Origin of the sequence: Pseudomonas sp. G11 (assembly GCF_029457515.1) — a bacterium.
GTDB classification, from domain to species: Bacteria; Pseudomonadota; Gammaproteobacteria; order Pseudomonadales; family Pseudomonadaceae; genus Aquipseudomonas; species Aquipseudomonas gorinensis.
In genome coordinates this window covers 3,031,251-3,045,105 of the sequence record NZ_CP120377.1, presented here as the reverse complement: position 1 = coordinate 3,045,105, position 13,855 = coordinate 3,031,251, and the positions used below count along the sequence as shown (strand labels likewise).

Sequence of the window (13,855 nt, the reverse complement as noted above, 5' to 3'; positions counted from 1 at the left end):
TCCAAATGTGGGAGGGGGCTTGCCCCCTCCCACATTTAGATCCCTGTACGTTTTCGGAATCAGTGACCGGAAGCAGCCGGCCCCGCCTTCGCGGTAAACGGCGGCTTGGCCAGCCACACCAGCAGCATCAACCCCATGAACATCCATCCCAGCAGCGTGAAGTAATCCACGGTGGACATCATGTATGCCTGGCTGGTGAGGATCTGGTCCAATTGCGCATAAGCCTTCTGCCCTGCCCCGCCGAGTGCGTTCAACGCATCACGGGTCGCCGAGTCGTAGGTCGTCATGTTTTCGCTCATGTACGCGTGGTGCTGGTCCGCCCGGCGAATCCAGATCCACGTGGTCAGCGACGCCGCGAAGCTCCCCCCCAGGGTACGCAGGAAGGTCGCCAGGCCCGCACCATCGGCAATCTGCTGCGGTGGCAGGTCGGACATCAAGATGCTCAAGGTCGGCATGAAGAACAGTGCCACGCCGATGCCCATGAACAGCTGCACCAGGGCGATGTGGGTGAAGTCCACCTCATTGGTGAAGCCTGCCCGCATGAAGCAACTCAAGCCAATCGCCAGGAACGCCAGGCCGGCCAGCAGGCGCAGGTCGAACTTGTGCGCGTACTTGCCGACAAACGGCGACATCAGCACCGGCAGGATGCCGATCGGCGCCACCGCCAGGCCCGCCCACGTCGCGGTGTAGCCCATCTGGGTTTGCAACCACTGCGGCAGGATCAGGTTGATGCCGAAGAACCCCGCATAGCCCAGGATCAACACAATGGTACCGATGCGGAAGTTCCGGTAGGCAAACAGCCGCAGGTTGACCACCGGGTGCTGGTCAGTCAGTTCCCAAATGATGAACACCGCCAGGGCAATCGCCGAGATCACCGCGCCGACGATGATGAAGTTGGATTCGAACCAGTCCAGGTCGTTGCCCTTGTCGAGGATGATCTGCAAGGCGCCGACACCGACGATCAAACTCAGCAATCCGACGTAATCCATCGGCTGGTAACTGGTGACCACCGGGCGTGCCTTCAATTGCGAACGCACCACCATCACCGCAAAGATGCCGATGGGCACGTTGATAAAGAAGATCCACGGCCAGCTGTAGCTATCGGTGATCCAGCCACCCAGGATGGGGCCGGCAATCGGCGCCACCACGGTGACCATCGCCAATAACGCCAAGGCCATGCCGCGCCTCGCGGGGGGGTAGACGGCGATCAACAGGGTCTGGGTCATCGGGTACAACGGCCCCGCCACCAGGCCTTGCAGCACCCGAAAGCCAATCAGCTCGGGCATCGAGGTGGAGATACCGCACAGAAACGAGGCCAGCACGAACAGGAGGGTGGCCCACAGGAACAGCTTCACCTCACCAAAGCGCCGGCTCAACCAGCCGGTCAGCGGCAAGGCGATGGCATTGCTCACCGCAAATGAGGTGATCACCCAGGTGCCCTGCTCCGAACTCACGCCGAGGTTGCCGGAAATAGTCGGCAACGCCACGTTGGCGATCGTGGTGTCGAGCACCTGCATAAAGGTCGCCAGCGACAGGCCAATGGTGGCCATCAGCAGGCTCGGCGGTGAGAAGGAGGCGTTATTGCTCATCAGCGTTGCGCAGCCTTGGGAGCAGCGACGCTGTTGTCATGGATCAATTGGGTGATCATGGCGTCGGCCTCGGCCAATTGGCGTTCATACACATCCGTGGTGAACGAGGCCTTTTGCGGGGCCTGTTGCGCCAGTACCGGGCCGCTCTGGTCATGCAGGTCGACATTGACCACGGTGCTCAAGCCCACGCGCAGCGGGTGCTTGGCCAGTTCGTCGGCATTGACATGGATGCGCACCGGCACCCGTTGCACGATCTTGATCCAGTTACCGGTGGCGTTCTGTGCCGGCAGCAGGGCAAACGCGCTGCCGGTGCCCGCGCCGAGGCTGTCGACCGTACCGCTGAACTTCACGTCGCTGCCGTAGATATCCGCCTCGATGTCCACCGGCTGGCCGATACGCATGTTGCGCAACTGGGTTTCCTTGAAGTTGGCGTCGATCCACAGCTGGTTGAGCGGGATTACCGCCATCAACGCCGTGCCCGGCTGGACACGCTGGCCCAGTTGCACGGTGCGCTTGGCCACGTAGCCGGTGACAGGGGCGATCAAGGTGCTGCGCGCATTGGCCAGGTAGGCTTGGCGCAGTTGTGCGGCGGCGGCTTGCACGTCCGGGTGGGACGAGATCACGGTGTCATCCACCAGGGCGTTGCTGGTTTTGAGTTGTTGCTCAAGGTTGGTCAGGGCGTTCTTGGCCGCGGTCAGGCTGTCACGGGCGTGGGACAGCTCCTCCTGGGAGATCGCCCCGCCCTGGGCCAGGGTCTTGCGTCGGTTGTAGTTGTCCTGGGCGGTTTGCACATCGGCTTTCTGGGCGTTCACCTGGGCTTTCATGCCATCGACATTGCTGTACAAGCCACGCACCTGACGCACGGTGCGCGCCAGGTTGGCCTGGGCACTTTGCAGGCCGACCGCTGCGTCGTTCGGGTCGAAATTGACCAGCACCTGGCCTTCATGGACCAGGTCGCCATCGTCGGCACCGATGCTGACCACGGTACCGGTGACCAGCGGGGTGATTTCCACCACGTTGCCATTCACGTAGGCGTCGTCGGTGCTCTCGTTGAAGCGACCGTAGAGCTCATACCAGCCCCACACACCGACGCTCCCGAGGATCACGATCAGCGCCAGGCCGATCAGCATCACTTTGCGTTTGCGGGGGTTGCTGTCGTCTTTGGGTTGTTGCGTTGCATTGCTGTTTTCGGCAGTGGCCATGACAAATACCTCAAATTATTCCGTGCGTGTAGCTGGGGTGGTCGACGCCACGTTTGCGGCGTTGTAGCCGCCACCCAGGGCTTGCATCAGTTGAATCGACAGATCGATTTGTGCGGCATTCAAGGTCGCCAGCTGACGCTGGGCCTGCAGCAATTGCTGCTCGATGCTCAGTACATCCAGGTAATTGCCGATGCCGGAGCTGTACCGTTGCAACCCGGTGTCGTAGGACTGCTGGGCAATGTCCGCGGCATGTTGCTGAGCCTGGATCTGCCGGCCGGTGTCGCGCAGTTGTGAAAGGGTATTGCCGATATCGCCGAGGGCTTGCACCAGGGTTTTGTTGTACTGGGCCACCGCCAGGTCGTAGTCGGCATCGCGGGCATCGAGGTCGGCGCGCAGGCGGCCACCGTCGAAGATCGGCAGCGAAATCGTCGGCGCAATGCTGAAGAAACGGCTGGCCGAACCAAACATCGCATCCCCCAGCAACGACTCAGCCCCGGCGCTCGCGCTCAAGTTGAGGTTGGGGTAGAAGCGCGTCTTGCTGGCGGCGACGTTCTTGCTCGCGGCCTCGACCCGCCAGCGTGCGGCGATCAGGTCCGGGCGCCGGCCGAGCAGTTCGGCAGGCAGCACCGAAGGCACCGCGACGGCACTGGGTTTCAGCACGTTGGGGCGTACCAGTTCGTTGCCACGGTCCGGGCCTTTGCCGAGCAACACGGCCAGGGCGATCTTGGCGCTCTGCAGTTGCTTTTCGGCATCGATCAGTTGTGATTGGGAGCTGGCTTCCAGGCTTTCGGTCTGCTGGTACTGGTACTGGCTGTCGATACCCGAATTCAGCCGACGCTTGCCCAGGTCGAGCATTTGCCGGGTGCGCTTGAGGTCGTCATTGGCCAGGTCACGCACGATATGGGCCTGGCCCAGGTCGCTGTAGGCTTTGGCCACGTTGGCCGCCAGGGTCAGGCGCGCGGCCTGCTGGTCGACTTCGGCGGCGCGGGCCTGGCCCAACGCGGCTTCCCAGGCGGCGCGTTGGCCACCCCATAAGTCGAAGTTGTAATTGAAGCTGGCACCGATGTTGCGCACGGTGGCGTAGGCATCGCCCTGACCCAGCGGGTCCTGATCCTTGGCCAGGCGTGAACGGCTGACGCCGGCGCTGGCGTCCAGGGTCGGCATACGTGCAGCGTTGGCCGCATACGCCGCTGCTTCGGCCTGGTGGGCACGCGCGCTGGCGACTTGCATATCCGGGCTGTTTTGCAGGGCTTCCTGGATCAGGCTGTCGAGTTGCGGGTCACCGAGGCTTTTCCACCAGTCGGCGCTGGGCCAGGCGGCGGCCGACAGGCTCACGCCACTGAGGGACTTGCCGGTTTGCAGGGTGTTGGCATCGAGGCGTTGACCCTGGGTGTCGAGGCCACTGAAGTTGGCGCAACCGGCCATGCTCATGGCCATCAGCACCAGGCAAAGGGCACGTGTGTTCATTCTTTACCTACCCGCTGAAGGGTGATGGGATCACCAGCAGCTATCAGAATTTTCTTGAGGATCTTTTCCAGGGTTTCCAGCTCGCCGGGCTCCAAGGCGCCAGCCAACTGGTTCAACGCGTCGGCGCCGATGTGCGGGAGCATGTCCGCCAAGCGCTGACCGTCGGCGGTGAGCACCAACTGCACCTGACGGCGGTCCAGTTCGGAACGCTTGCGGTCCAGCAGGCCCTTTTGCTCCAGGCGATCAAGCATGCGGGTCATCGAACCGCTGTCCAGGGACAGGTTGCGACACAGCTCCGCCGGGGTGTCGACACCGAACTGGGCCATGATGATCAACACCTTGAACTGCGCGGCGGTAATGCCGTGGGGTTCCATGTGGGCGTCGATGATGCGGTCCTTGAGGATGGCGGCACGACCCAGCAACAGGCCGAGGTGGCAGTTGTGGAAGTTGTCAGGGGTGAAGTGTTTCATCGAAAGCCACCTTATTACTGCCTAGGCAGTTAATGTATGACGAGATGTTACTGCTTAGGCAGCGAATGTCAAATTAAATAATTAGCTTGCTTGGTAATTGGCTGGCGGTCGGGGGGGGGGGATGCGGTCAAACCTGTGGGTTGGGTGGTCCCACCCAATCTCCGATTTGGCGCTGTCGCACAGCAAAGTGGAATCCCTGTGGAGAGCGGGCTTGTCTTAATGCCAGTCAGTTAAAGGCGAACACTGTAACTGTGGCAAGCGGGCTTGTTGTGGCGAGCGGGCTTGCCCCGCGTTGGGGCGCGAAGCGGCCCCATTACAGGCGATGTGTTTTTTACTGAGACACCGCGGAGCCTGGTTTTGGGGCTGCTGCGCAGCCCAACGCGGGGCAAGCCCGCTCGCCACAACAAGCCCGCTTGCCCCCGCTGAGTCGCCGCCCCTACCTTTTTGACCGAGCAGGACTCAGAAATCGCGCTTGTAGAAGATATCCAGGGAACTGGCGACGCCGCTGGCCACTTCCAGGTATACCTTCTTGCTCAACAGGTAGCGCAAGGCGATGGTGTTGGCCGGTTCGAACACCCCCACGCCATAGCGCAGGCTGAGTTTCTCGGTGATCTTGCCGCTTGCGACCACGGCAGTGTTGTTGCCGCTGCCCTGGGTGTCGAGGTCGAAATCCTGGATGCCGAGTTTATTGGCAATATCCGAGGTCACCCCGGCACTGCCCATCAGGCCCAGGCCCAACGCTGCTTGCGCAAGCATATTGTTGTCTTCGCCGGTGGTGGTACGCGAACGTCCCAGCACCAGGTAGGACAGGGCGTCCTCCTGGGCCATTGCCGGCTCGGAGAAGATCTGCGTGGTCGGCTGTTCGGCACTGCCACTCAAGCGAATACCGGCGGTTACGGTCCTGGACGGCTCGGTGGTGACCCGCACGGCTTCGATATCGAGGAACGGTTGATCCAGGGGCCCGGCGAACAACAGGCGCGCGCGGCGCACCGTGAGCCGTTGCCCATAGGCGCGATAGCGACCATCGTTGAGCCACAGTTCGCCCCGGGTGTCGAGGTTGTCGCCGATATGCACATGCCCCTGAACCTTGGCGGTCAGGCCGAAGCCCGAGAAGTTGAGCTGCTCTTCCCCCACCACGACATCGATGTCCATGGCCATCGCCATCGGCGGCTTGCCCTCCTCGGTCTGGCGGCCAACGATCACCGTGTCATCGGAGACCTTGACCGTCGAAGGCGGCAGTTCGCGCACGGTGATATCGCCACGAGGGATATGCACCTTGCCGGCAATCGCCAGCTTGTCGTTCTTCAAGCTGATCTTCAGGTCAGGCGCCACTTCCAACGCGGCGTAGGGCTCTACGGTGACCGGCAGTTGCGAGCCCTGCAGGCTGAGGTCCACCGCCAGCGCCTGACCCCAGTCGATCTGCCCCTTCAGGCTGCCCTGCCCGGCCTTGCCGCTGCGCCAGGCGCCGTTGAGTTGCACGCTTTCGCCGGCAATCAACGCCTGCACATTCAAGCCCTCGAGGCTCACGGGCAGCTCAGGCCCGGACACTTCACCACCCACCAGATTCACGTTGCCGTTGACCTGCGGCGCCAACAGTCCACCGGAGATCCGCCCGCTGCCGTTGAGCTTGCCGGTGAGTTTTTCCACCATCGGCACAAACGGGCGCGCCACGGCGAGGTCGAGGCCCGTAAGGCTGAAATTGCCGGTGATCGGTTTGTTTTTCGGCAACGGGTTGATCTGCGCCTGCAACAGCAACTCGCCGAGCTTGCCGCCCTGGAAGTTGAGCTGGGTGTCGATACGCTTGGGGTTGAGGGTGGTTTCCAGCTTCAAGGTGTCGTAGGGAAAATCCAGCCACTGGTCCTTATCCTTGACACGCAAGGTGCCGCCGCTGGCATCCACCGAGACCACGCCCTTGGGGCCACTGCCGGGCAGGTCGAGCTGAACGTCGGCGTTGAGCTTGCCTTGCCAGGCGAAATCTTTCGGCAAAAAGGCCGCCAGGCTGTCGATGGGGAATTGCTTGAGGTGGTAGCGCAGCTTCGGCTCGGGCATCAGGCGCTGGTCTTCACCGCACAGGCTGGCTGCACCGGACACCCAGCAGTGGGCCGCGAAGGTCAGTTTGCCGTCGGCCAGGCGTTCGATTTTCGCCGGGGCCTGCAGCTTCCAGTCCTGGCCACCGGCCTGCACCTCGCCGCTCGCGAGGCGCCCACGCCAGTTGCTGTTGTCGAGGTTGCCGTCGAGGGCCAGGGCCAGCTTGAGCAGCGGTCCCGCCAGGTCGAGTTGGACGCTCTGGCGCCGGATATCGCCTTGGGCGCTGGCGGTCAGGGTACCGACCTGGGTGTCGCCACTTTGAATGCCACTGCCCTTGAGGTCGATCTTTGCGCGCTGGGCGCTATCGAGGGTGGCGTCGAGGGTGAGGCTTTGCAGACGATTATCGACATAGGCCAATTGCTGGCCCTTGAGGTCGAGTTTGCCTTGTGGCGCCTTGAGGCTACCGGCCACATCGATTCGGCCATTGACCTGCCCACGTAGCTGCGGCCACAGCTGGGCCAGGCGACTCAGCCTGATATCGATCTGCCCGGCCAGGCGTTGTTGCAGGCTGCCGCTGCCGTTGATGCGGTTGTCGCCCAAGCGGATATCCAGGTTGGCCAAGGTCCATTGCTGGCCTGTGCCTTCGGCCTTGGCCGCCAGCACGGCGGGTTGGCCACGCAGGCGGCCCTTGAGGTCAAGGTCGGCGTTGAGCTTGAGTTGCTCGTTCTTGAATTCGCCTTTGCTGCGCAGCGGACCCGCCAGGGTGCCAGGCAATTCGCCGACCCAGTACGCCGGGTTCAGGGCCGAAAGGTCCAGTGCGGTGTCCCAGGCAATACCGTCGGCGAATTGCAGGTTCAGGTGGCCTTCGGCCTTGCCTTGGCCGGCGGTCAGTTTCAACTCGGGCAGGAACACTTGCTTGAGATCGCCGCTGAAGGGCGTGACCACATTGAACCGGCCCGCCGGGCCGTCGAGATCAGCCTTGAAGTTGCCGAGGTAGTTGCCGTCCTTATAGGAGATTTCACCGTTAAAGGTACGTAACGCGACCTGAGGCTCGTCGATCAGCGGATACAGGCGATGCCAGGGAAAATCCAGCCAAGCGATTTTCGCCTCGGCACTCAAACCTTCTTGCCAGTCCAGCTGTGCCGTGAGTTTCAGGCTTTGTTGCTCACCGGCGGTCAAATCCAGGCCGGAAATCTGCGCGCCCTTGGCGTCGACCGTGCCTTGCAGCAATACATCCACCGAGCCTTTTTCCGCCGGCAGGATGGCTTTGCCCAGCAGTTGGTAACCACTGCTCAAGTCGCCCTTGGCGGTGAGGTCGAGTTGATTGAGTTGCAGGGTATCGGGCAAGTCCGCACTGGGTTTGAAGCCATCGGCGGTGATGTGCAACTGCGCTGGCAGGTTCTCCACCAGCGGTTGCAGTTCGCCACTGAGTTTGGCGGGCAGGTAGCCACTGCTGTCGGCATCGAGCTTGAGGGTCTTGAGCAGGTCGCCGTCGAGTCTGAGCGCAACCTTCCACGGCGCACCGCCTGGCGCATAAGGCAGGCTCAGGTTGCCGCTGGCAGTCAACGGCCAGTCGCCCGTGGGTTGCAGCAGGCCGGACAGGTCCAGCATCAGGTCGTCCCGTTGCAGGTGCACCGTATCGATCTGCATACCGGCGACGGTCCAATGCGCCGCCAGTTGCAGGCCCTTGAGTTGTTCGCTGCCGTTAAACAGCAGCCGGCCGACGCGAACGTCGCCCAACTGGATGGCGACGGGCAACGTCAGGTCCGGCAGCGTGATCGGGCCACTGCTCTGCTCGGTACTGGGCGGGAATTGCAGGCTGGCTTGATCCACCTCCAATCGATCGATGCACAAGGTCAGGCGCAGCAGGCAGGCAGGCGACCAATCAAACTTCGGTGCGTCGAGTTCGACACGGCTGCTGTCTTGCTGCCACAGCAGATGATCGGCGCTCCACTGGCCGCCCAGGCGCCCCTGGAAATTCTCCACGCTCAGCCCCGGCACGTGGCCCAAGGCCCAACGGCTGCCCGCCTGGGTCCCGAGCACCGTCCACAGCGCCAGCCCTATCAAGGCGAGAAAGGCAACGATGGCCAGCCCCGCTATTTTCAAACCTCGCATCACAACTCAGGCCCCATGGAAAAGTGCACACGAAACCCACCTGGCTCTTCCAAGGCATGGGCCAGGTCCAGGCGGATCGGTCCTACCGGCGAGACCCACCGTACGCCGACGCCGACGCCGGTTTTCAGGTTGGGGATTTCCAGGGTGTTGAAGGAGTTGCCCTGGTCGACGAAGGTCGCGATTCGCCATTTCTCGGCGATGGAATATTGGTACTCGGCGCTCAGGGCCACCATGTAGCGACCACCGATGCGGTCGCCCTGGTCGTTTTCCGGCGACAGGGTCTGGTACTCGTAGCCGCGCACGCTCTGGTCGCCACCGGCGAAGAAGCGCAAAGACGGCGGCACCGACTTGTAGCCATTGGTGGCGCTGCCACCGAACTGCGCCCGTGCCAAGAAGCGATGATTGTCCCAAAGGGTGGTCAGGCCCTTGACCGTGGCCGTACCGTAAAGCAGGTTGGTATCGGAACCGAGCCCTTCCTTGGCGACCTTGGCATCGAACATCAGGCGGTAGCCATGGTGCGGGTCGATGCGGTTATCGCTGCGCAGGTAGGAATAGCTGATCCCCGGCATCACCAGGTTGCTCAGGCCCGAGTCATCGCCCAGGCGATATTCTTCGCGTTGCCATTTGAGGGAGATCACCCGGGTCCAGCCGCTGGGCAACTTGCTGTGCCATTCAGGGCCAAGGGTGAGCAGCTTGCTCAGGGTGTCGGTGTTGGCCAGTTCTTCATTCTGGTAGCCGCCGGCAAACCGCAGTTTGTCGGTGAGCGGCGGGTCGAGCGGAATGTCGTACCACAGCCCGACGTTCTGGCGCGGTGCCGACAGTTCGGCTTCCCAGCCGTAGCTGTGGCCCTGGGGGTTGACCCAGTGGCGGGTCCAGTTGGCTTTGCCCCGTGGACCGACGTCGGTGGAATACCCCAGGCCAAGGCCCATGGTGCGCGGCTTGCGGGTTTCCAGTCGCACGGCGACCGGGATCACATCATTGGCCGAAGCCGCCGGGGCGGCGTCCACGCGCACGCCTTCAAAAAAGCCACTGGATTGCAGGGCCTGGTTGAGTTCGGCGATCAGTTCGGAGTCGTAGGGCGTGCCATTTTTAAACGGCACCATGCGTTGCAGCAGCTCTTCATCAAACGGCGTGTCACCGGCAAAGCTGACCTTGCCCAAGGTGTAGCGTGGGCCGCTGTCATAGATCAGTTCGATATCGGCGACGCCCGCCTGGGGGTCCACCGAGAGTGTCTGGCGCGTGAAGCGCCCGCTGAAAAAGCCGTAGCGCGAGGCCTGGTTCTGGATCAGACGCTTGGCGTCTTCGTAGTGGCCGTGGTTGAGCACGGCGCCGGATTTTAGGTCGTCGCTGACGGGTACGCGGAACGCCTTGAGGTTCGCAGCCTCGCCGTCGACCCGAATGGTCACGTTGCGCAAATGCACCGGTTCGCCGGGGTCGATGGTGAGGATCAGGCGCGGAGTCTTGCCGCCCTTCACATCGCTTGCGATCCGTGGCTGATAGAACCCCAGCGCCTGGGCGGCTTTGCGCGCCTGTTCCTCGGCGCCACGGCTGAACCGTTGCAAGGCCTCTTCATCACGATCGCCCACCCCGCCGATATAACCTTCGATATTGGCCTTCAGCGCATCGTTCGTTGGCTTGATCCGTACGTCCAATTCGCTTTGCGCGAACGCGCCGCAGCTTGTGAACAGCAGAACCAAGCCGCTGGTAAATCTTCCTGGAAACTTCATAGGCGCGGATGCTACACGACCTCGGGAGCAACTTAGAACACAGATGATTCTGAAAAATTCTGCGTTAAGCCGTTGAAGCCTGTAACGCCTGGGGATTGGGGTGAAAAAACACATGTTCCAAGACAGGTCCTACAGCAACCTCGCCGATTTCCTCATAGCCCTGACGCTGGTAGAAATCCAGATAGCGTGGATTCCCCGTGTCCACCACCACACCGGACGAATGCGGGTCCTCGGCACACCAGTTGTGCACCGCCGTCAGCAACTGTTCGCCGTAATGCTTGCCCTGGAACTGTGGGTGAATACCCAGCAGCGGCAACACATGCACCGATTCGGCGGGCAGGCATGCCAGCACCGCATGATGGTAATCAAGGTAGCGCCGCGTGCCACGTACACCCGTGCTCAGCCACATGCGCAGTTGCCAGGCCCAGCTTTCGGTGATCCCCAGGCGCCGCTGCGGCGGCGCGATCAAGGCGATGCCGATCAGCCGGTCATTGACGAACAGGCCAATGGCAGGAAGTTTCTGAAAGAAATGCTGCTTGACCAGTTCGCGCACGGTGGCGCGCACCCGCTGTTCATAGCCTGGACGCTCGGCTTCGAAGATGTAGGCAAAGGTCGGCTCATGGCGATAAGCCTGATACAGCAGGGAGCGGGCCTCGGGGGAATAGTCGCTGTTGAGCAAGCGAACTTCGGCAAGGGTGGTTAAAGAGTCAGGCATACGGTGAGTCTCCCTGGGCGCCATTCAAAAGATGGCGTTCTTATGAGTACGAACTTACGCGGCACCAGTCGTTCCCAGACATTAGCAGTGCATCTGTCCTACCGCCACGCTGGCCCCCGTCCGACTTGTCCGCTAGCATCGCCCTTTTGCCAGACTGGACTGCCGACCATGAAAATCGTCTCCTTCAATATCAACGGGCTGCGGGCTCGCCCCCATCAGCTGGCGGCGCTGATTGAAAAGCATCAACCCGACGTGATTGGCCTGCAGGAAACCAAGGTGCATGACGACCAGTTCCCCTTGGCCGAAGTACAGGCACTGGGCTATCACGTGTATTACCACGGCCAGAAAGGCCACTACGGCGTGGCCCTGCTGTCGCGCAAAGAAGCCTTGAGCGTGCACAAAGGCTTTGCCAGCGATGAAGAAGATGCCCAGCGCCGCTTTATCTGGGGCACCTTCGCCGATGAAAATGGCCATCCGGTGACCATCATGAACGGCTACTTCCCTCAGGGCGAAAGCCGCGACCACCCAACCAAGTTCCCGGCCAAGCAGCGCTTCTACGAAGACCTGCAACAGCTGCTGGAAAGCCAGTTCAGCAATGACCAGGCACTGGTGGTGATGGGCGACGTGAATATTTCCCCGGAAGACTGCGATATCGGCATCGGCGCCGACAACGCCAAGCGCTGGCTGAAAACCGGCAAGTGCAGCTTCCTGCCGGAAGAGCGCGAGTGGATGGCCCGCCTGAAGAACTGGGGCCTGGTGGACAGCTTCCGTCACCTCAACCCCGATGTGACCGACCGTTTCAGCTGGTTCGACTACCGCAGCCGTGGGTTCGAGGATGAGCCCAAGCGTGGGCTGCGGATTGACGTGATCATGGCCTCCAATGGCTTGCTGCCGCGCGTCAAGGATGCCGGTGTGGATTACGATCTGCGTGGCCTGGAGAAGCCGTCTGACCATGCGCCGATCTGGTTGGAACTGATCTGATTCCCTGGCCGGACTCGGTCAAATGGGGGAGGTCCCGCTGAATCTCCGATTTAGCGCGGTCGCACGACAAACTTGAACCCCTGTGGCGAGCGGGCTTGTCGAATCGTCGCACCGCCCCTCCCACCGTTTGATTGGCAGCATGCCAGTCATATTTATGCAACCTGACTGACTTAATCTCGCGGCACTCCCTTTGGCTTGAGAAGGTGCCGGCATGATGCTGCGCGTTCTGTTCCTGTTGTGTAGCGCGTTTTCCCTCTCGGCTGTTGCTGCCCCTCTACCCGTTCCCGACCAAGGCCCTGCCCTGCGCATCCAGGGCTCGAACACTATTGGCGCAGCGCTGGGGCCGGCGCTGATCAAGGGTTTGATGGAGCAGCAGGGGCTGCAAGGCGTACACAGCGAACCCGCCGAAGGCGCCAATGAACAAAGGGTCGTCGGCAAGACACGCCAGGGCAAGGTCGTGACCATAGAGGTCGCGGCCCATGGCTCCAGCACCGGGTTTGTCGCGCTGAAAAAATCCAGCGCCGACCTGGCAGCTTCATCCCGCCCGATCAAGGACAGTGAACTGGTGGAGCTCGAACCCCTGGGTGACCTGAAAAGCCCTGAGGCCGAGCAGGTCATCGCCATCGACGGCCTGGCGATCATCCTCAATCCGCGCAACCCGCTGGACACCCTGAACACCGAGCAACTGGCGCAGATCTTCAATGGCGAAATCAGTACCTGGGAGGCCCTGGGCGGTGTCGGCGGGACGATCAATCTGTACGCGCGCGATGACCAGTCCGGTACCTATGACACCTTCAAGGAACTGGTGCTGAGCCGGCGCGGCAAACCCCTGGCGGCGTCCGCCAAGCGTTTCGAGTCCAGCGAGCAATTGTCCGACGCGGTGAGCCGTGACCCCCATGGCATCGGCTTTATCGGCCTGCCCTATGTGCGTCAGGCCAAGGCGGTGGCGATTGTCGATGGTGACTCGCAACCCATGTTGCCCTTGAACAGCCTGATCGCCACGGAGGATTACCCTCTCTCCCGACGACTGTTCTTTTACCTGCCACCGTCCACACGTAATCCATGGGCCAAGGCGCTGGTGGACTTTACCCAGAGCAGCAAAGGCCAGGCGATTGTCGCGGCCAACGGATTTATCGCACAGCAGGTGCAGGCGATTGGGGTAGAGCCGCGCGCGTCGATGCCCGAGGACTATCAGGCGATCGCCCGCGACGCCCAGCGCCTGACGGTGAATTTTCGTTTCGAGGAAGGCAGCGCCAGCCTGGATAACAAGGCGCGTCAGGATCTGCAACGCGTGGTGGCCTATATCAAAAGCCACGACAAGCTCGACAAGCAGGTGACGCTGGTAGGGTTTGGCGATGCCAAGAGTGACCCGCAGCGCGCGGCGCTGCTGTCGAAATTGCGGGCGATGGCGGTGCGCCGTGAATTGGTCAAGAGCGGCGTGGTGCTGAGGGATATTCGCGGGTTCGGCGCGCAGATGCCGGTGGCGGCGAATACCGCGGATGAAGGGCGGATCAAGAATCGGCGGGTGGAGGTTTGGGTGTACTGAGGGCTGTGGGATCTT

9 protein-coding genes are annotated in these 13,855 nt (G+C 62.0%); 2 read left to right on the top strand and 7 right to left on the bottom strand.

Annotated elements, in window-relative coordinates:
- Nucleotides 1-59: 59 nt before the first annotated feature.
- From P2T68_RS14100 to P2T68_RS14070, 7 genes are all read right to left on the bottom strand, one after another.
- Nucleotides 60-1,589 (bottom strand): DHA2 family efflux MFS transporter permease subunit, encoded by a 1,530-nt coding sequence (locus tag P2T68_RS14100; protein WP_024076228.1) that lies wholly within the window; start codon nucleotides 1,587-1,589, stop codon nucleotides 60-62.
- Entirely contained in the window at nucleotides 1,589-2,791 is a 1,203-nt protein-coding gene (locus P2T68_RS14095) for an efflux RND transporter periplasmic adaptor subunit (protein ID WP_024076229.1), read from the bottom strand. Before P2T68_RS14095 ends, P2T68_RS14100 begins: the two co-directional genes overlap by 1 nt.
- Before the next feature lie 15 nt (nucleotides 2,792-2,806).
- Nucleotides 2,807-4,258 (bottom strand): efflux transporter outer membrane subunit, encoded by a 1,452-nt coding sequence (locus P2T68_RS14090; RefSeq protein ID WP_069076529.1) that lies wholly within the window; start codon nucleotides 4,256-4,258, stop codon nucleotides 2,807-2,809.
- On the bottom strand, nucleotides 4,255-4,728 hold the full coding sequence (locus P2T68_RS14085; protein WP_024076231.1) for a MarR family transcriptional regulator: 474 nt from the start codon (nucleotides 4,726-4,728) through the stop codon (nucleotides 4,255-4,257). The genes P2T68_RS14090 and P2T68_RS14085 overlap by 4 nt, the downstream gene beginning before the upstream one ends.
- Before the next feature lie 459 nt (nucleotides 4,729-5,187).
- Entirely contained in the window at nucleotides 5,188-8,871 is a 3,684-nt protein-coding gene (locus P2T68_RS14080) for a translocation/assembly module TamB domain-containing protein (RefSeq protein ID WP_277379492.1), read from the bottom strand.
- Nucleotides 8,871-10,598, bottom strand: coding sequence for an autotransporter assembly complex family protein (locus tag P2T68_RS14075; RefSeq protein WP_102624830.1), 1,728 nt, complete (start codon nucleotides 10,596-10,598; stop codon nucleotides 8,871-8,873). The genes P2T68_RS14080 and P2T68_RS14075 overlap by 1 nt, the downstream gene beginning before the upstream one ends.
- A 64-nt stretch (nucleotides 10,599-10,662) precedes the next feature.
- Complete coding sequence (locus tag P2T68_RS14070; RefSeq protein ID WP_024076234.1) at nucleotides 10,663-11,313, bottom strand: GNAT family N-acetyltransferase; 651 nt, start codon at nucleotides 11,311-11,313, stop codon at nucleotides 10,663-10,665.
- A gap of 168 nt (nucleotides 11,314-11,481) precedes the next feature.
- Here P2T68_RS14070 and xthA point away from each other — a divergent pair, with 168 nt between their 5' ends.
- A complete protein-coding gene (gene xthA / locus P2T68_RS14065; RefSeq protein WP_277379491.1) occupies nucleotides 11,482-12,294 on the top strand; it encodes an exodeoxyribonuclease III in 813 nt (270 codons plus the stop codon).
- 211 nt (nucleotides 12,295-12,505) lie between these two features.
- Nucleotides 12,506-13,840 carry a phosphate ABC transporter substrate-binding/OmpA family protein gene (locus P2T68_RS14060; RefSeq protein WP_277379490.1) on the top strand — a complete coding sequence of 445 codons (1,335 nt, stop codon included), beginning with the start codon at nucleotides 12,506-12,508 and terminating at the stop codon, nucleotides 13,838-13,840.
- The last annotated feature ends 15 nt before the right edge of the window (nucleotides 13,841-13,855 follow it).